Source organism: Nocardioides sp. Z22_16, from assembly GCF_058134365.1.
Genome location: NZ_JBYTTI010000005.1, coordinates 506,291 through 523,776 on the forward strand (window position 1 = coordinate 506,291; position 17,486 = coordinate 523,776).

Annotated in this window: 16 protein-coding genes; 9 read left to right on the forward strand and 7 right to left on the reverse strand. The window is 73.1% G+C overall.

All coding sequences use genetic code 11. The features are described from left to right. Positions 1 to 64: 64 nt before the first annotated feature. Both AC3X7R_RS17590 and AC3X7R_RS17595 read left to right on the forward strand, forming a co-directional pair. A complete protein-coding gene (locus AC3X7R_RS17590; RefSeq protein ID WP_489966972.1) occupies positions 65 to 1,168 on the forward strand; it encodes a mechanosensitive ion channel family protein in 1,104 nt (367 codons plus the stop codon). 28 nt (positions 1,169 to 1,196) lie between these two features. Next, positions 1,197 to 1,589, forward strand: coding sequence for a globin (locus AC3X7R_RS17595; RefSeq protein ID WP_489966973.1), 393 nt, complete (start codon positions 1,197 to 1,199; stop codon positions 1,587 to 1,589). A gap of 24 nt (positions 1,590 to 1,613) precedes the next feature. Here the strand turns inward: AC3X7R_RS17595 and AC3X7R_RS17600 are convergent, their stop codons facing one another. Continuing rightward, positions 1,614 to 2,486: an acyl-CoA thioesterase gene (locus tag AC3X7R_RS17600; protein WP_489966974.1), complete on the reverse strand. Its 873-nt coding sequence runs from the start codon at positions 2,484 to 2,486 to the stop codon at positions 1,614 to 1,616. A 158-nt stretch (positions 2,487 to 2,644) separates the two neighbouring features. Between AC3X7R_RS17600 and AC3X7R_RS17605 the strand changes: the two genes are divergently transcribed. Both AC3X7R_RS17605 and AC3X7R_RS17610 read left to right on the forward strand, forming a co-directional pair. Further along, complete coding sequence (locus tag AC3X7R_RS17605; protein WP_489966975.1) at positions 2,645 to 3,859, forward strand: acetyl-CoA C-acetyltransferase; 1,215 nt, start codon at positions 2,645 to 2,647, stop codon at positions 3,857 to 3,859. Between the two features lie 112 nt (positions 3,860 to 3,971). Next, complete coding sequence (locus tag AC3X7R_RS17610) at positions 3,972 to 4,466, forward strand: MarR family winged helix-turn-helix transcriptional regulator (RefSeq protein ID WP_489966976.1); 495 nt, start codon at positions 3,972 to 3,974, stop codon at positions 4,464 to 4,466. 70 nt (positions 4,467 to 4,536) lie between these two features. Here the strand turns inward: AC3X7R_RS17610 and ettA are convergent, their stop codons facing one another. From ettA to AC3X7R_RS17635, 5 genes are all read right to left on the reverse strand, one after another. Further along, positions 4,537 to 6,219, reverse strand: a complete 1,683-nt coding sequence (gene ettA / locus AC3X7R_RS17615; protein ID WP_489966977.1) for an energy-dependent translational throttle protein EttA — start codon at positions 6,217 to 6,219, stop codon at positions 4,537 to 4,539. 176 nt (positions 6,220 to 6,395) lie between these two features. Next, positions 6,396 to 6,935, reverse strand: a complete 540-nt coding sequence (locus AC3X7R_RS17620; protein ID WP_489966978.1) for a single-stranded DNA-binding protein — start codon at positions 6,933 to 6,935, stop codon at positions 6,396 to 6,398. 142 nt (positions 6,936 to 7,077) lie between these two features. Next, positions 7,078 to 8,733: a YfjP family GTPase gene (locus tag AC3X7R_RS17625; RefSeq protein ID WP_489966979.1), complete on the reverse strand. Its 1,656-nt coding sequence runs from the start codon at positions 8,731 to 8,733 to the stop codon at positions 7,078 to 7,080. Positions 8,734 to 8,791: 58 nt separating this feature from the next. Further along, positions 8,792 to 10,570 (reverse strand): dynamin family protein, encoded by a 1,779-nt coding sequence (locus AC3X7R_RS17630; RefSeq protein ID WP_489966980.1) that lies wholly within the window; start codon positions 10,568 to 10,570, stop codon positions 8,792 to 8,794. Next, positions 10,567 to 11,688 carry a PrsW family intramembrane metalloprotease gene (locus tag AC3X7R_RS17635; RefSeq protein ID WP_489966981.1) on the reverse strand — a complete coding sequence of 374 codons (1,122 nt, stop codon included), beginning with the start codon at positions 11,686 to 11,688 and terminating at the stop codon, positions 10,567 to 10,569. The genes AC3X7R_RS17630 and AC3X7R_RS17635 overlap by 4 nt, the downstream gene beginning before the upstream one ends. Before the next feature lie 48 nt (positions 11,689 to 11,736). Between AC3X7R_RS17635 and AC3X7R_RS17640 the strand changes: the two genes are divergently transcribed. Then, on the forward strand, positions 11,737 to 13,185 hold the full coding sequence (locus tag AC3X7R_RS17640) for an aminopeptidase P family protein (RefSeq protein ID WP_489966982.1): 1,449 nt from the start codon (positions 11,737 to 11,739) through the stop codon (positions 13,183 to 13,185). Here AC3X7R_RS17640 and AC3X7R_RS17645 read toward each other — a convergent pair. Continuing rightward, a complete protein-coding gene (locus AC3X7R_RS17645) occupies positions 13,144 to 14,499 on the reverse strand; it encodes an MFS transporter (protein WP_489966983.1) in 1,356 nt (451 codons plus the stop codon). The genes AC3X7R_RS17640 and AC3X7R_RS17645 overlap by 42 nt on opposite strands. Positions 14,500 to 14,622: 123 nt before the next feature. Here AC3X7R_RS17645 and rlmC point away from each other — a divergent pair, with 123 nt between their 5' ends. The 4 genes from rlmC (at position 14,623) to AC3X7R_RS17665 (ending at position 17,439) form a co-directional block, all read left to right on the forward strand. Then, entirely contained in the window at positions 14,623 to 15,768 is a 1,146-nt protein-coding gene (gene rlmC / locus AC3X7R_RS17650; protein ID WP_489966984.1) for a 23S rRNA (uracil(747)-C(5))-methyltransferase RlmC, read from the forward strand. Beyond that, positions 15,765 to 16,079 carry an MGMT family protein gene (locus tag AC3X7R_RS17655; protein ID WP_489966985.1) on the forward strand — a complete coding sequence of 105 codons (315 nt, stop codon included), beginning with the start codon at positions 15,765 to 15,767 and terminating at the stop codon, positions 16,077 to 16,079. Before rlmC ends, AC3X7R_RS17655 begins: the two co-directional genes overlap by 4 nt. Positions 16,080 to 16,160: 81 nt before the next feature. After that, positions 16,161 to 16,823 (forward strand): enoyl-CoA hydratase-related protein, encoded by a 663-nt coding sequence (locus AC3X7R_RS17660; RefSeq protein ID WP_489966986.1) that lies wholly within the window; start codon positions 16,161 to 16,163, stop codon positions 16,821 to 16,823. 13 nt (positions 16,824 to 16,836) lie between these two features. After that, the gene (locus AC3X7R_RS17665; protein WP_489966987.1) at positions 16,837 to 17,439 is read left to right on the forward strand and encodes a helix-turn-helix domain-containing protein; all 603 of its coding nucleotides are present in this window, start codon (positions 16,837 to 16,839) and stop codon (positions 17,437 to 17,439) included. The last annotated feature ends 47 nt before the right edge of the window (positions 17,440 to 17,486 follow it).

Below are 17,486 nucleotides of genomic sequence, written 5' to 3' on the forward strand. Positions count from 1 at the left end.
CGCCGCTCCGGCGCGCCCGCACCTGACCATGGTCGGTCACCACCGGCTCGCCATACTGAGCGCCATGCCTCCGCTGCCCTTCCTGACCACCGGCCCCTGCGAGGACGACCAGACCCTCTGCGAGTGGACCGAGAGGACGACCGGGAACGACCGTCTCGCCCAGCTCGCGGACATCGTGATCGGCAAGCCGCTGACGATCGCGCTGCTGGTGCTCGGCGCGCTGCTGCTGCGCTGGACGCTGCACCGCCTGGTCGACCGGGTGGTGCGTCGCGCCGAGCTGGGCATGGTCCCCGACCGGGTCGCGCGGGCGGCGATCAGCACCTCGGCACGACTCGGCCGCAGCACGGAGACCTCGCCGCGCGACCTGGCCGCGAGCACCCGCCGGGTCCAGCGCGCCAAGACGATGGGGAGCCTGCTCAAGAGCATCATCAGCGGCGTCGTGCTCGCCGTGGTGGCGACGATGGTCCTCTCGGAGCTGGGGGTCAACATCGCCCCGATCATCGCCAGTGCCGGGATCCTGGGACTGGCCCTCGGCTTCGGCGCCCAGACCCTGGTGAAGGACTTCCTCTCGGGCATCTTCATGCTCGTCGAGGACCAGTACGGCGTGGGCGACGTGGTCGACCTCGGCGAGGCCTCCGGCACCGTCGAGGCGGTGAGCCTGCGGGTGACCCGGCTGCGCGACATCAACGGCACCGTCTGGTACGTGCGCAACGGCGAGATCATCCGGGTGGGCAACATGAGCCAGAACTGGGCCCGGGCCGTGCTCGACATCACCGTCACCTACGACTCGGACCTGGTCCGGGTGCGGCAGGTCCTCTCCGAGGTGGCCACCGGCATGTGGGAGGACGAGGACTTCAAGGGCCGGGTGATCGAGAAGCCGGACGACCCCGGGGTGGAGGCGATGACCCTGGACGGGATCACCGTCCGGGTCTCGCTCAAGACCGCGCCGATGGAGCAGTGGGCGGTGGCGCGCACCCTGCGCGAGCGGATCAAGGCGCGGTTCGACCACGAGGGGATCGTGATCCCCCACACCCGCTACGTGGAGTGGACGCCGGAGATGCCCGAGGGGGGCGCCGCCTCCCAGCCCTTCCCCGTCCACCCCGGCGACGAGCCGGACGCCGCGGCGGGCGCCGAGCCGGACGCCGAGCCGGACGCCCGGGGGCGGTGAGCTGGCCGTGAGCCTGCACAATGGGGGCGTGAGCAGCTTCTACGACGAGATCGGCGGGATGGAGACCATCCGCACGATCGTGGACACGTTCTACCAGGGCGTCGCCACCGATCCCCTGCTCCGACCGATGTATCCCGAGGAGGACCTGGGTCCGGCCGCGGAGCGGTTCACCCTCTTCCTCGCCCAGTACTGGGGCGGTCCCAGCACCTACTCGGAGAACCGCGGCCATCCGCGCCTGCGGATGCGGCACGCACCCTTCGAGGTCACCCCCACCGCCGCCCAGCACTGGCTGGTCCACTTCCGCGCGGGTCTGGACAAGGCCGCACTGACCCCGGAGCAGGACGCGCAGTTCTGGGACTACGTCACTCACGCGGCTCAGTTCATGGTCAACGCCAACGAGGTCCCGCAGGGCACGAGCTGACCGCCCGGCGCTCCTCCCCCGGGCTCAGCCGGCGACCAGCCGCTCCAGGCGGGACCGCAGCGCGGCGTCCGGCTCGCTGCTGCGCTGGGTGACCGGGTCGAAGAAGACCATCACCACCGCGGCACGGCTCATCAACCGGTCGCCGTCCCGGATCTCCGACTCGACGGTCAGCGAGCGCGACCCCATCCGCGTCACCCAGGAGCTCACCGCGTAGGGCTCGGCCCGGAACAGGATGGGCAACCGGTACTCCACCTGGGTGCGCGCCAGCACCATGACGAGCTGCTGGCCGCTCTCCTCCGCGGCCAGCCCGCCGATCATGGCGATCCGGGCCTCCTGGAAGTACTCGAGGTACTTCACGTTGTTGACGTGCCCGTAGACGTCCACGTCGCTGAAGCGCACCTGGAGCGGGTAGCTCCCCGCGGGCTCGGCCGGTCTGCCGTCGCCCCCCAAGAGGCGCTCCGGCGCCTCGGCGGGCTCCAGGAACCTCTCCAGCACCTCGCGCTCAGCACCGCTGAGCCGGCGGGGCCGCTCCGCGGAGAAGACGTAGGGGGTGAGCAACGTGGTGGCCCGGGCGTAGGTGGTGCGGACCCCGTCGGCCTCGTCGAAGATCTCGTAGGCCATGGTGAAGCTGGCCGCCCTGATCTCGGTCACCCAGCACTCGATGCGCACCGGCTCGGGTCGCAGCTCGAGCGAGGTCAGATAGGTGATGTCGTGCTGGGCCACCACCAGCCCCTCACCGGGACGCTCACCGGCCGGGCCGCCGGACCGGGCCGGCGCGTGGGTCCGGAGCATGTCGACCCGGGCCTCCTGCAGGTAGTCGACGTAGACGACGTTGTTGACGTGCTGGAGGACGTCGAGGTCGGCCCAGCGCATGGGGCACTCGTAGAGGTGGCGCACGACCGCGATGCTCTCATCGCTCTGCTGCGGTCCGCCGGACCGGGGCGGATCCCGGGCTCGCCGCCCAAGGACCGTGGGGCGGGCACGCACTCCCGCGGCACACGGCACCGACGTAGGGTGGCCCGGTCCCGAAGATGAGTACCCCAGAAGGAGCTTCCATGCCCGAGGCAGTGATCGTTTCCGCAGCCCGTTCGCCGATCGGCCGCGCCAACAAGGGATCCCTCAAGGACCTGCGCCCCGATGACCTGGCTGCCACGATCATCAAGGCCGCCCTGGACAAGGTGCCCGCCCTGGACCCGAACACCGTGGACGACACCCTGCTCGGCTGCGGGCTGCCCGGCGGCGAGTCGGGCAACAACATGGGCCGCGTGGTCAACGTGATCAACGGCATGGACGACGTCCCCGGCGCGACGATCACCCGCTACTGCTCGTCCTCGGTGCAGACCACCCGGATGGCCTTCCACGCCATCAAGGCCGGCGAGGGCGACGTCTTCATCTCGGCCGGCGTGGAGACGGTCTCGCGCTTCTCCAAGGGCACCTCCGACCACCTCCCCCACACGGTGAACCCGCTCTTCGACGACGCCCAGAGCCGCACCGCCAAGCTGGCCGAGGGCGGCCAGAAGTGGGCGGACCCCCGCGACCAGGGCCTGCTGCCCGACGTCTACATCGCGATGGGCCAGACGGCCGAGAACGTCGCCCAGCTGCGCGGCCTCAGCCGCCAGGAGCTCGACGAGTTCGCGGTCCGCTCGCAGAACCTCGCGGAGAAGGCGATCGCCGACGGCTTCTGGGCCCGGGAGATCACGCCGGTGAGCACCCCGGACGGCACCGTGGTCACCGCCGACGACGGCCCCCGCGCCGGCGTCACCTACGAGGCCCTCGCCGGCCTGCAGCCGGTGTTCCGCCCCGACGGCGTGGTCACCGCGGGCAACTGCTGCGCCCTCAACGACGGCGCCGCGGCCGTCGTGGTGATGAGCGACACCAAGGCCGCCGAGCTCGGGGTCACCCCGCTGGCCCGCATCGTCGCCACCGGCGTCTCGGGCCTCTCCCCGGAGATCATGGGCCTCGGCCCCGTCGAGGCGACCAGGCGCGCCCTCGCCAACGCGGGGATGAGCATCGGCGACATCGACCTGGTCGAGATCAACGAGGCCTTCGCCGCCCAGGTCGTCCCCTCCTACCAGGAGCTCGGGATCGACCTCGACCGCCTCAACGTCAACGGCGGGGCCATCGCGGTCGGCCACCCCTTCGGGATGACCGGCGCCCGCCTGCAGGCCACGATGCTCAACAGCCTCGACTGGCACGACAAGTCCACCGGCCTGATCACCATGTGCGTCGGCGGCGGTCAGGGCATGGCGCTGATCCTCGAGCGCATCTGATCGCTCCCGGGCCGGCTCCGCGCCGGCGCCGGCGACGCGCGCCCCGGTCTCCCTTCGGTTCCGGGGCGCGCGTCGCGAGATCGGCACCGGAGGAGCCGATAGGGTCTCCCCCATGACCGATCCGGGGGCGACCAGGTGGCTCGACCAGTCCCAGCAACGCGCGTGGCGGGCTCTGATGCTCGGCCACACCCTGCTGTTGGACCGCCTCGACGACGACCTGAGGCAGTCGTTCGACATCTCCCTGGCGGAGTACGAGATCCTCGTCCGGCTCTCCGAGCGGGAGGGCCGCGCCATGCGGATGGCCCAGCTCGCCGACGCACTCGCGCACAGCCGCAGCCGGGTCACCCACACGATCGCGCGCCTGGAGCGCAGCGGCTACGTGCTGCGCTCCGCCTCGCCCGAGGACGGCCGTGGGGTGGTGGCGAGCCTCACCGACGCCGGGATGGAGCTGCTCCGCGACGCCGCGCACGTCCACGTCACCGGCGTGCGCAACAACCTGGTCGACCTGGTCTCGCGCGAGGACTTCGACGCCGTGGGCAGGGTGATGAACGCGGTGGCGGACCACCTCATCGCGCGTCACCCCGAGATGGAGATGCGCAGCTCCTGAGGCCTCTGCCGGCGGCCCCGCACGCAGGGGTCCGCCCCAGGGAGACCTGAGCGGACCCGCGCGCAGCGGGTCAGTCGCGGGTGAGCCGGCGGTGGGTGACCCGGTGCGGCCGGGCGGCGTCGACGCCGAGACGCTCGACCTTGTTCTCCTCGTAGGAGGCGAAGTTGCCCTCGAACCAGAACCACTTGCCGCCGTCCTCCTCGGTGCCCTCCCAGGCGAGGATGTGGGTGGCGACACGGTCCAGGAACCACCGGTCGTGGGAGGTGACCACGGCGCAGCCGGGGAAGTCGAGCAGCGCGTCCTCCAAGGCCGAGAGGGTCTCCACGTCGAGGTCGTTGGTGGGCTCGTCGAGGAGCAGCATGTTGCCGCCCATCTTCAGGGTCAGCGCCAGGTTGAGCCGGTTGCGCTCACCGCCCGACAGCACCCCGGCCTTCTTCTGCTGGTCCGGGCCCTTGAAGCCGAACGACGCCACGTAGGCACGGCTGTTCATCTCGAAGTTGGCGACCTTGATGAAGTCCAGGCCGTCGGAGACGACCTCCCAGACGTTCTTGTTGGGGTCGATCCCCCCGCGGCTCTGGTCGGCGTAGGAGATCTTGACCGTCTGGCCCACCGTGAGCTTCCCCGAGTCCGGGGTCTCGTCGCCGGTGATCATCCGGAAGAGGGTGGTCTTGCCCACCCCGTTGGGACCGATCACCCCGACGATGCCCGCGCGGGGAAGCGTGAAGCTGATGTCGTTCCACAGGATGCGGTCGTCGTACCCCTTGGTGAGGTGGGCAGCCTCGAGCACCACGTCACCCAGGCGCGGGCCGGGCGGGATGTTGATGTCGGCCGTGTCGATCTTGCGGGCCTTGTCGGCCTCCGCGGCCAGCTCCTCGTAGCGGGCCAGGCGCGACTTGCTCTTGGTCTGGCGGGCCTTGGCGTTGGAGCGGACCCACTCCAGCTCCTTCTCGAGCATCTTGGCGCGCTTGGCGTCCTTCTGCCCCTCGATCTTGAGGCGGTCCTTCTTGGTCTCCAGGTAGGTGGAGTAGTTGCCCTCGTAGCCGTGGATGGAGCCGCGGTCGACCTCGGCGATCCACTCCGCCACGTTGTCGAGGAAGTACCGGTCGTGGGTGATGGCCAGCACGGCACCCGGGTAGCTCTTCAGGTGCCCCTCGAGCCACTGCACCGACTCGGCGTCGAGGTGGTTGGTGGGCTCGTCGAGCAGCAGCAGGTCGGGCTGCTGGAGGAGCAGCTTGCACAGCGCCACGCGGCGGCGCTCACCCCCGGAGAGGGTGTCGACCAGGGCGTCCGGCGGCGGGCAGCGCAGCGCGTCCATCGCCTGCTCGAGCCGGCTGTCGACGTCCCAGGCGTTGTGGTCGTCCAGGAAGGTCTGGAGCTCCCCGGTCTCGGCCATCAGCGCGTCCTGGTCGGCGTCGGGCTCGCCCATCTCCATGTAGGCGTCCTCGAGGCGCTTCATCTTGCTCTTGATCTCGAAGACGGCCTCCTCGACGTTGTCCAGGACCGTCTTGCCCTCGGTCAGCGGCGGCTCCTGCTGGAGCATGCCGACCGTGGCCTCGGGGTCCTTGATGGCATCCCCGTTGTTGGGCTGCTCGAGCCCGGCCATGATCTTGAGCAGGGTCGACTTTCCGGCACCGTTCGGTCCGACGACGCCGATCTTGGCGCCGTGCAGGAACGAGAGGGTGACGTTGTCGAGGACCACCTTGTCGCCGTGGGCCTTGCGCACATTGCGCAGCGTGAAGACGTACTCAGCCATGCCCGCGACCCTACCCGTGACGCCCCGGCCGCCATGCACCGCATGCACCGCATGCACCGCCCACGCGCGCCCACGCACCGCCAGGCGCAGCCCTGCGCCGGCAGAGACGTCCGCACGGCGGACAGAGCACCGGACGGGCGGGCGGACGGGCGGGCGGACGGCGACGGGCCGTGGGGTCACGCCGCGGGCTCCTGGTCGGTCGCCGCGTGCGGTCCGCCGTCCGGCCGCACCTCCGCCTCCGCGCCGGGGTCGAGCGGCTCGCCGGCGGGACCGGCGGCACCGCCGGCCTCGGCCGAGTCGGCGGCCGAATCGGCGGTCGGCGCGGCGGTCGGCGCGGCGGCCTGGGCGGCGGCCTGGGCGCGTGCGGTGCGCCGGAACGTGCTGGTCCCCCGCGTCAGGTCGTGACCGACCGAGGCGGCGACCACGACGTAGCGCGTGGAGATCGTGCCGTCCTCGCGCTTCCAGACGTCGGCGACCAGCTTGCCCGAGACCACCACCGGATCTCCGGTGCGGACCGAGCGTGAGACGTTGGCCGCCAGGGTCCGCCACGCCTTCACCGCGTACCAGATGGTCTCGCCGTCCTCCCACTGGCCGTCGCGGAACCGCCGCGGCGTGCTGCCCACCCGGAAGCTGGCCACGGCGACGCCCTGCGGACCCTCGGTCAGGGTCACCTCCGAGCCCACCCAGCCGCTGAAGGTGATCGTGCTGTCGTTCATCTGGCTCTCCCTCGCCGTCGTCGCGGGCACCGTGCCCGTGACCAGGCTGGCGGGAGCCCGAGCGAGCCGGCGGCCGCGCGCGTCCCGCCTGTGGAGGGACGGCTGCGGCCCCGCCGCTGTGGAGGGTGAGCGGCCGGTGGCCTCAGCGCAGCGCGGTCTCGAGACCCTCGAGGGTCTGCCGGTAGGCCTCGAGCTCCGCCTTGACCGGTGCCAGGACCAGCTCGTCGGAGGCCTCGCCGATCGCCTTGCGCAGCCGCTGGTCGGCCACCCGTGCGCGTCGGCGCGCGGTGCCAGCCACCAGCAGGCGGCACAGCAGGGCCAGCAGGACGCCCAGACCGAGTCCGCCGAGGAGCAGCAGCGTGGGCAGCGGCCAGCCGCCCCACTCCGGCGTCGGCGGCTCGGGCACCCGGGCATACGTGCCGAGCGCGAGCAGCCCGAGCCAGAGGCCGCCGACCACCGCGGCCACGATGAGGATCCACTGCAGGACCCGGACCATCCCGGCCCAGACCGGCAACCGGTCGGCACCGAGGTCGGTGCCCGACAGGGCCTTGTCCAGGCGGTCGCCCAGGTCGGGCAGACGCGAGACCGAGGCCCGGCGCACCGCGTGCGACCACGCCGGCTCGAGCTCCTGGGTGACCTCGTCGACCAGGGCGCGCACCTCGGTGTCGACCCGGGCCCGCTGCACCTGGGTGGGCTCGGGGAGCGAGCTGCGCGGGCTGCCGGTCAGCTCCTTGCCCACCTGGCCGAGGTCGAGGTGGAGGCGCTTGAGCGGGTCGGGCCGGAAGCGGCTCAGCCAGGCCGTCGCGGGCCAGCCGGTGGCGCGGTTGGCCCGCACCCGGGTCGACTGCTCCACGGCGCGGACGACCGTCGGCACGCCCGCCGCCTCGGCGAAGGAGTCCTCGAGGGCCTCCAGCCTCGCCCTGGGCACCTCGGGGACGGGGGCCACGCCGGTCACCGTGCGCATGCGCAGGGCGGCGGCCCTCACGTCGGCCTCGAGCCGCTGCTTGGTGACCTTCTTGCTCGCGACCCGGCGGGCGATCTCCTCCCGGAGCTCGGCCATCCCCCAGTCCTCGCGGGCGCTGACGCCGAGCACCGGGACCCCGGTCAGGCCGTCGGCGGCCAGCAGGCGCCGGACGTCGCCCAGCATGGCCTCGCGCCGCTCCTCGGGGACCCGGTCGATCTGGTTGAGCACGACGAGCATGACGTCCTTGTGACCGGCCAGCGGGGCGAGGTAGCGCTCGTGGACGGCGGCGTCCGCGTACTTCTGCGGGTCCAGGACCCAGATCAGCATGTCGGCCAGCGCCACCAGCCGGTCGACCTCGAGGTGGTGGCTGACCTCGGTGGAGTCGTGGTCGGGCAGGTCGAGCAGGACGACCCCCTGCATGGCGGAGTCCTCGCGGCCCTTGGAGAGGAGATTGTCGCGGGTCACCTGGTGGCGCTCGGGGATGCCGAGGAACTCCAGGAGCTCCGAGGCGCCCTCCGAGCCCCACACGCAGGCGGTGGCCCACGAGGTGGTGGGGCGGCGCACGCCGACCGCGCTCAGCTCGAGGCCGGTCAGCGCGTTGAAGGTGGAGGACTTGCCCGACCCGGTGGCGCCGGCGAGCGCGACCACGGTGTGGTCGGCGGAGAGCCGGAGGCGGTGGGCGGCACGGGTCGCGGTGGAGCCGGCCGCGTCGACCAGGTCGTCGTCGAGGCGCCCGCGGCTCGCCTCCACGGCGAGCGAGAGTCCCTCGACCCTCGCGCCGATGTCGGAGCCGCGGGTCACCAGCTTCTTGGCGCCCTCGAGAAGAGACGTCATGGTGTCCTCTGCGGAGATGGTCGGTTGCAACAGTTCACCCTAGCCTCCGCACCGATCCTCATGCCGTCCCGGCACTGGCCTCAGGCTTCGAGGACCGGGCGAAGCGCAGGTCGTCCACGCGCCGTGCCGCCTGGCGCAGCGTCTCCGGCGAGCCCTCGCTGAAGCCCAGGGAGTCGAGCAGGTCGAGGTAGCGGGCCCGCTCCACGGCGTACATCGCCTCCACCCGGCGCTCCAGGTCCTTGCGGGCGCGCTCAGCCAGCGACCTGACCGCCTGGTCGCCGAAGACCGCCTCGAGGAGCTTCTGGCCCAGCACGGCACCGCCGCCGGCGATGCCGGCCTCGGCCCCGACCAGGGCACCGCCGGTGTGGGCGAAGACGACCACCATGAGGGCCACGGAGAGGCCGTTGACGCCGTAGGCCAGGAACCGCGCCGTGGTGCGCTTGTCGGCGCCCTCCATGCGGACCATCTCGAGCACGCCCGCCTGCCAGTCCCGGACCTCGCGCTCGGCCCGGCGCCGGAAGTCGCGGGAGGCACGTCCCAGGTCCTCGTCGGCCTGGCGCAGCAGCGCCTGCCCGGACGCCAGCGACTGCCAGGAGGCCTCGGCCCGCTCGGCCGCTGCCTCCGCGTGCTCGGTCAGCAGCGTCTCGAGGCCCGACTCCACGGCTACCTGGACCCGCTCGGCCTGCTGCGGCTTGCCCTTGATCGCGTTGACCACCCGGTCGCGCAACCAGCCGACCCGGGTCTCCAGGGAGCGGAGCAGCTCGCCGGTGCCGACGAACTCCTGCCAGCGCGCCAGCACCTCGCCGCGCAGCAGCGTGCCGTCGGCCGAGGCCTCCCTGACCGCGTCCAGGCTGACGGCGTAGGCCTTCTCGGCGTCCTCGCGGAGCCGGGTCAGCGCGGTGACCTGGGTGGCCTCGGCGTCCGCGACCAGGTGGGTGCGCCGGGCGACGGTGCGGATGGCGCCCTCCAGGGTCTGGCGCACCACCCCGGCCCGCGCCTCCGCATCGGCCGCCAGGGACTCCAGCCAGGCGCGGATCTCGGCGACCGACTCGGGGGGCAGGAGCCCCTCGTCGTCCACCGGCCCCTCGTGCACGGTGAAGAGCGGGGAGTCCTTGAGCCCGCGACTGGCCAGCATCCGGGCCAGGTGGCTCGCGACCGTCTCGACGGCCTCCGGCGGCGTACGGTCGAGCACGATCGCGACCGCCGCGGAACGCTCCGCGGCCTCGCGGAGGAACTGCCAGGGCACCTGGTCGGCGTAGCGGGCGGCCGAGGTGACGAAGAGCCAGAGGTCGGCCGCGGCGAGGAGCTGCGCGGCCAGCGTCCGGTTGGCCTCCTCCACCGAGTCGATGTCGGGGGCGTCGAGCACCGCGAGCCCGGCCGGGACGGTGTCGGAGGGCACCAGCTGGAGGGCGGACGGGTCGTTGGTCGAGGTGGTCACCCGCTCGAGCTCGGGCAGCAGCCGGTCCTGCCCGAACCAGTGCGCGTCCTCCGGGTTGTGCACGAGGACCGGCGACCGCGTGGTGGGCCGCAGCACCCCGGGCTGGGTGACCCGGCGCCCGACGAGCGAGTTGACCAGGGTGGACTTCCCGGCGCCCGTCGAGCCCCCCACCACCGCCAGCATCGGCGCCTCGATGGTCATCAGCCGCGGGATCACGTAGTCCTCGAGCTGGGAGATCATGTCGGCGCGGGCGGCGCGGTGCGCCTCGACGCCGGGCACCTCCAGCGGCAGCACGGCGCCCTGGAGGGCCCCGCGCAGCTGGACCAGCGCGGTGAGCATCTGGGTGGCGTCGGCGGAGGGCTCGCCGACCGGCGAGCCTTGGGTGTGAGAGTCGCTCATCGCGTGGGGACCACCTGACCGGGGAAGGAGACGTAGGGACGGGCGGCGTTCAGTCGACGGACGAAGACCTGCCCTCGGGCCGCGAACCGCGGCGGGGGCGTGCCGCGGAGGTAGCGGTGGTGCAGGAAGCCCAGCTCGATCGCGGCCTGCTGATAGTCGCGCATCGCACGCTCGGCCTCCTCACCGCCCTGGTCGCGGGCGTAGCTCCGGCTGGCCCGGCGGGCCCGCAGGTCGACGATCCAGGCGATGTCGGAGGCGGGGAGCAGACCGAGCCGGGCGGCGTCCTCCAGCGACCGGGTCAGCATCCGGCGCTCGGAGCGGCGGAGCCAGACGGCGAAGCAGACGACGGCCACGAAGGCCGGCGCCATCGTGGTGACGTAGACGGCGAGGAAGCCCCCCGTCCCCGTGAGGCTGGAGGCGTTCCACAGGCCATGGGACAGCACAGCCAGCACGTACCCCGCGAACGGGGCCACCACACGGAGCAGCCGGTTGCGGCTCGCGACGGCCACCCCGACGCCGATGCCGATGAAGGCGGTGAAGAGCGGGTGCGCGAACGGGCTGATCAGGCACCGCAGCACGAAGACGACCGTCAGCGCCTCCGTGCCGCCGGGGCCCATCGCGTCGGTGCCGTCGTAGGCCGCAGCGAGGTAGAGGATGTTCTCGACGAAGGCGAAGCCCACCCCCACCATGCCGGCGTAGACGATCCCGTCGAGCACCCCGTCGAGCTCGCCCCGGCGCCACCACAGCAGCAGGAGCAGGAAGAGCCCCTTGGTGGCCTCCTCGGTGACCGGTGCGACCCCGGCCAGCATCTGGGCGTCGTCGAAGCCGCCGAAGAAGCCCCCGAGCCCCTGCAGCACGATCGCACCGGCGGTCGCCACGAAGGCCCCCCAGGCGAGGCCGGCGGCGAGCAGCCGACGGGGCTCCGGCTCGTAGCGGTCGAGCCAGAGGAAGCAGGCCAGCAGCGGCCCCACCGGCAGGACCGCGAGCAGGGTCGCCAGGGCCAGCGTGGAGGGAGCGCCGGAGAGCGCGATCACGAGCAGCATCGCGGCCGCGCCCAGCACCGCCAGCAGGGTCACGACGAGCGTGAACGCGACGCTGTCGCGACCGTGACTTGACATGGGCCGCAGCCTAACGGGGCGGCTCGGGCGCGGCGTACAGTGATCGCTGTGAGCGAGCAGCCGACCAGCGAGTCCATCTCTCCCCCACGGACCGACCCCGAGTCGGCGCCGGGCACGCAGTCCCACGACCAGTCCGTCCCCGAGGCGTACGCCGCCTTCATGCGGACCGGGTGGGCGGAGGGTGAGCACGAGGTCGACCGGCACCCGGTGGCCCCGTTCGCGGCGGCGCGGCGCGCCCGCCTCGCCGAGGCCTTCCCCGGCGAGCGGCTGGTGCTCCCCGCCGGCACCTTCAAGGTGCGGTCCAACGACACCGACTACCGCTTCCGCCCCGACACCGCGCACACCTACTTCTCCGGCAACCAGACCACCGACGCCGTCCTGGTCGTCGAGGACGGCGAGTCGGTGCTCTACGCCCGCCCGCGCTCCTCCCGCGAGACCGACGAGTTCTTCCGGGACCGGCAGTACGGCGCCCTGTGGGCGGGCCGCCGACCGTCGCTGGATGAGATGTCGGAGTCGCTCGGCCTCGAGGTCCGCCACGCCGAGGAGCTCCCCGAGGTGCTCGCGAACGGGCCCAAGACCCGGGTGCACCGGGGGGTCAGCGCCGAGGTCGACGCGTTGGTGCCCGGCGACGTGACGACCGACGCCGACCTGGCCCGCGTCGTCTCGGAGATGCGGCTGGTCAAGGAGGAGTGGGAGGTCGCCCAGCTCCAGGAGGCCTGCGACATCACCACCCTGGGCTTCGAGGACTCCGTGCGCGAGTGGGACAGGGTCCTCGAGCACGGCGAGCGCTGGATCGAGGGCACCTTCTTCCGGCGGGCCCGCGCGATGGGCAACGACATCGGCTACGACTCGATCGTGGGCGGCGGCTCGCACGCCACGACGCTGCACTGGATCGACAACACCGGTCCGATCGTCCCCGGCGAGCTGGTCCTCCTCGACATGGGCGTGGAGAACCTCAACCTCTACACCGCGGACGTCACCCGGACGCTGCCGGTCTCGGGCACCTTCACCGACCTGCAGCGCGACCTCTACGAGCTGGTGCTCACCGCCCAGCAGCGCGGCATCGAGGCGGTCCGCCCCGGCGTGCCCTTCCTCGCGGCGCACGAGGCGGCGATGGAGGTGCTGGCCCACGGCCTGGCCGACCTCGGCCTCCTGCCGGTCAGCGCCGAGGAGGCGCTCGACCCCGGCTCCAAGGTCTACGCCCGGTGGACCCTGCACGGCACCTCGCACATGCTCGGGATGGACGTGCACGACTGCGGGCGGGCGGCGCCGGAGTCCTACACGAGGGCCGAGCTCGCCGAGGGGATGGTCCTCACGGTCGAGCCGGGCCTCTACTTCCAGGACGACGACCTCCTCGTCCCCGAGGAGCTGCGCGGCATCGGCATCCGGATCGAGGACGACATCCTCGTCACCGCCGACGGCAGCCGGAACCTCTCCGCGGCGCTCCCCCGCAGCTCACACGACGTCGAGGAGTGGATGGGCCGGCTCCGCGGCTGAGCCTCCGGCTCCTGGTCCGCCTCCACCGAGCCGCTCCGACCGCCGGAGCCGCCGGAGCAGGCCGAGCGAGACCAGCACCGCGACCGCCATCGCCGAGACCGTCACCGCGAAGGCCGCCGTGTGGCCCCGGTCCGGGCCCACGTGGTCGGCGAGCCGTCCGGCGATGCCCGCACCCAGGGCGTAGCCGACGTTGACGGCGCTGCCGAGCAGGCTCAGGCCCAGCGCGAAGCGCCCCGCCGGGAGCGTGCGCTCGCCCAGGGTGAACGCGCTGATCATGAACGGCGCGACTCCGAAGCCGAGGGCCAGGACCACCAGGGTCAAGGTGCCCAGCGACCCGACGGCGAACAGCGGGAGCGAGCCGACCAGCAGGAAGACTCCGCAGAGCACCATCCGCCGTTCCTGGGCGAAGGAGGCGGGGAGGAGCGCCGTCCCGAGCCCGGCGATCACGCTGCCGATGCCGAGCACGGCGTGCACCAGCCCGGCCAGGCCGGCGCTTCCGCTGGCGTCGGCCAGCACCGTGGTGCCGGTCTGGGTCGCCCCGAAGAGCGATCCCACGCACAGCAGGGCCACCAGCAGGGCGACGAAGACCGGGGTGAGCACGCGGGCCGGTCGGACGACGCCGGTGGGGTGCCCAGCCTCGGTCGCTGCCTCCTGCCCCGTCGTCCCCGCACTGCCTGCGCTGCCTGCGCTGCTGCCTGCGGCCGGACGATGCCGAGCGGTGGGGTGGGCGGCGAAGGCGGTGCCGAAGACGAGCAGCCCGACCGCCCCCGTCGCCATCGCGGTGGTGGGCGAGGCGACGGCGACCAGGATCCCGACCAGCGCCGGGCCGAGCACGAAGGAGGCCTCGTCCGCCGATCCGTCGTAGGAGAACGCGGTGTTGATCAGCCGCTCCCGGTGCGGGTCGGTCGACCCGATCATCGGTCGCCAGCGCGCCCGGGAGAGCGGGCCGACCTGCGGGATCAGCAGCCCGGCGAGCCCGGCCGCGGCGATCAGCGTGGTGCCGCCCGCCCCCTGCTCGCCGGCCAGGACCAGGGCGGCCAGGGCGCCGGCCCCGGCCAGGGACTGGACCAGCACCACGGGGCGCTGGCCGAACCGGTCGGCCAGGGCGCCGGCGAGCGGGGCGCCGACGGCGTTGGCCACGGCCAGGACGCCCGCGGCGAGCCCGCCGGTGGCATAGCTGCCGGTGACCGAGGAGACCAGCAGCAGGGTGCCGAGCTGGCTCATGGAGAGCGGAAGGCGCCCGAAGAAGGCGACGGCCAGGTAGAGAGGACCGGCCAGCTCGAGGAGCCGTCGGTAGGAAGACAGTGGAGACAAGGGGGTGGGCGGCTTTCGGGTAGGCGCTGACGACGCGCGCCGTACCCACCTCCAAGAACGCGCAGAACCCTCTGCGCCGCACATCGTAGCCGAGGGCCGCCGCGAGGTAGATTCGCTGGCGTCATGGACTGTGCCCACTACGACGCCCGACGGTGTCGCTCCTGCTCGTGGCTGGAGGTGCCCCGGCCCGACCAGCTGGAGTCCAAGGCCAGGCACCTGCGCGACCTGCTCGACCCGTACGGCCCCGCCGGGGGGATCGAGTGGCTGCCCCCCGTGGCGGGCCGGGAGGCCGGGTTCCGCAACAAGGCCAAGATGGTCGTGGCGGGCAGCGTGGCCGCTCCCACCCTGGGCATCCTGGACCGGGGCCGGCGGGGCATCGACCTGCGCGACTGCCCCCTGCACACTCCCGGGCTGCAGGCGGCGCTGCCGGTGCTGGCCGACTTCGTCTCCCTCGCGGCGGTCGAGCCGTACGACGTGGCGCGGCGGCGCGGCGAGCTGAAGCACCTGCTGGTCACCGAGTCCCCCGACGGGGAGCTGATGGTGCGGTTCGTGCTGCGGTCCCAGGAGCCGGTGACGCGGATCCGCAAGCACCTGCCGGCGCTGCTGGCGGCGCTGCCGGGCGTGCGCGTGGTCTCGGTCAACCTGCAGCCCGAGCACAAGGCCGTGCTGGAGGGCGAGCGCGAGCTCGTGCTGCACGGGGAGACCCTGGGCATGCGGGTCGGCGCGCTGACGCTCCACCTGAGGCCGCAGAGCTTCTTCCAGACCAACACCGAGGTGGCCACGGCCCTCTACCGCCAGGCGGCCGCCTGGGTGGACGGGATCGTCCCGGCCCCGGTGGAGATCTGGGACCTCTACTGCGGTGTCGGCGGCTTCGCCCTCCATCTCGCCGGCCCGGGACGCCGCGTGCTCGGCGTCGAGGTCAGTGCCGAGGCGGTCGCCAGCGCCCGCAGGACCAGCCGGGACGCCGGCCTGGGCGACGTCACCTTCGAGACCGGTGACGCCACCGCTCACGCGCTCGCCGCCGACCACGCCCCCGACCTGGTCGTCGTCAACCCGCCCCGGCGGGGCCTCGGGCCGGAGCTCGCCGGGTGGCTGGACAGCTCTGCGGTGCCGCACGTCGTCTACTCCAGCTGCCACGCGGAGTCGCTGGCCCGCGACCTGGCCGCGATGCCCTCACTCGTCCCGGTGCGCGCCCAGCTCCTCGACATGTTCCCGCACACGTCGCACTACGAGGTGCTGGTGCTGCTCACCAGGAGGCCCGCGCGATGACCGGGCGGGTGCTGGACGAGGAGTACGTCGAGGCCGTGCTGAGCCTGGTGGAGCAGGTGCCGCCGGGTCGCGTCGTCACCTACGGGGCGCTGGCCGACGCCGTGGGCCGGGGCGGTCCCCGGCTGGTGGGCCGGGTGATGGCCCTGCACGGCGGCGGCGTCCCGTGGTGGCGGGTGGTGCGCGCCGACGGACGGCCAGCCGAGTGCCACGACGGCGCGGCCTGGGAGCTGCTGCGCGCCGAGGGTGTGGCCACCCGGACACCGGAGCGGGTGGACCTGGCGGTCGCCATCTGGTGGCACGGCAGAGGCTGACCCGCCCCGTCCTCGGGACGCCGCTTTTCAGAGCGGGCGCTCTGCTATCTTCTCCTGGCCCACGACACCCGAGGAGATCCCATGCCCACCCTGACCACCGACGGCCCCGTCTGGACCCTCGACCTTGGCGACGACGAGAACCGCTTCTCCCCGGACTGGCTGGCCGCGACCTCCGGGCTGCTCGACGAGGTCGCCCGGTCCACCGAGCCGGCCGCGCTGGTGACCACCGGATCCGGCAAGTTCTTCTCCAACGGTCTCGACCTGGAGTGGCTGGGCGCCCACCCCGAGCAGCTCGGCACCTACGTGGACAGCATCCACGCGCTCTTCTCGCAGGTCCTCACCCTCCCGGTGCCGACGGTGGCGGCGGTCAACGGCCATGCGTTCGGAGGCGGCGCGATGCTGGCGATGGCGCACGACCACCGGGTGATGCGTGCCGACCGGGGCTTCTTCTGCTTCCCCGAGGTCGACATCCACATCCCCTTCACCCCCGGGATGTCCGCCCTGATCACCGCCAAGCTGACCCCGCAGGCCGCGGTGGCCTCGATGCTGACCGGGCGACGGTTCGGAGGCCCCGAGGCGGCGAGCACCGGCCTGGTGGACGCGGCGACGGACCTGGAGTCGCTCGCCGGCACCGCCGCCGACCTGGTCCGCGACCGGGCGGGCAAAGACCGGGCGACGCTGGGGGCGATCAAGGCGACGATGTACGCCCACGTCGTCGAGGCGCTCGCCCGCCCGCAGGCCTAGGCGGCCGGCGACGATGGGGCGCCGGCGCGAGCACGACCTGGACGAGCTCCTCGACCACGCCCGCGCCCTCTGGACCCGGGAGGGCCGGGACGCCCTCACCATCCGCGGGCTGAGTGCCGCCTCCGGGGTGAGCAACGGCGCGATCTATCACGCCTTCGGCTCGCGCGACGGCCTGCTCGCCAGCACCTGGGCCCGGGAGGGACGCCGCTTCCTCACCCAGCAGCGGGCCGCGGTCGGCGGGGTGCTCGGTGCGGGCGGGACGGCGACCGAGGCGCTCGTCGCCGCGGCCTGCGCCCCGGCCGACTACGCCACCCGCGACCAGGACGGCACCCGGCTGCTGCTCTCCGTGCGGCCGGGCGACCTGATCGGCGGAAGCCTCTCCCCCGGCCAGGTCGAGGAGCTCGCCGCCCTCCGACACGACCTCGACGCGCTCGTCCGCGAGCTGGCCGAGCGGCTGTGGGGACGCACCGACCGCTCGGCGCGGACCACCGTGGGCTACTGCCTCGTCGAGCTCCCGTCCGCCCTCCTTCTGGAGCCCCGGAGGGTGGCGGACCCGCTGGGCCGCGTCGTGCTGGAGCGCGCGGTCCGAGGAGTCGTCTCCGCACCGCCCCCCTGACCCGTCCGCGCGCGGCTCCCCGGGCGCACACCCTCTGCCACGTGGCC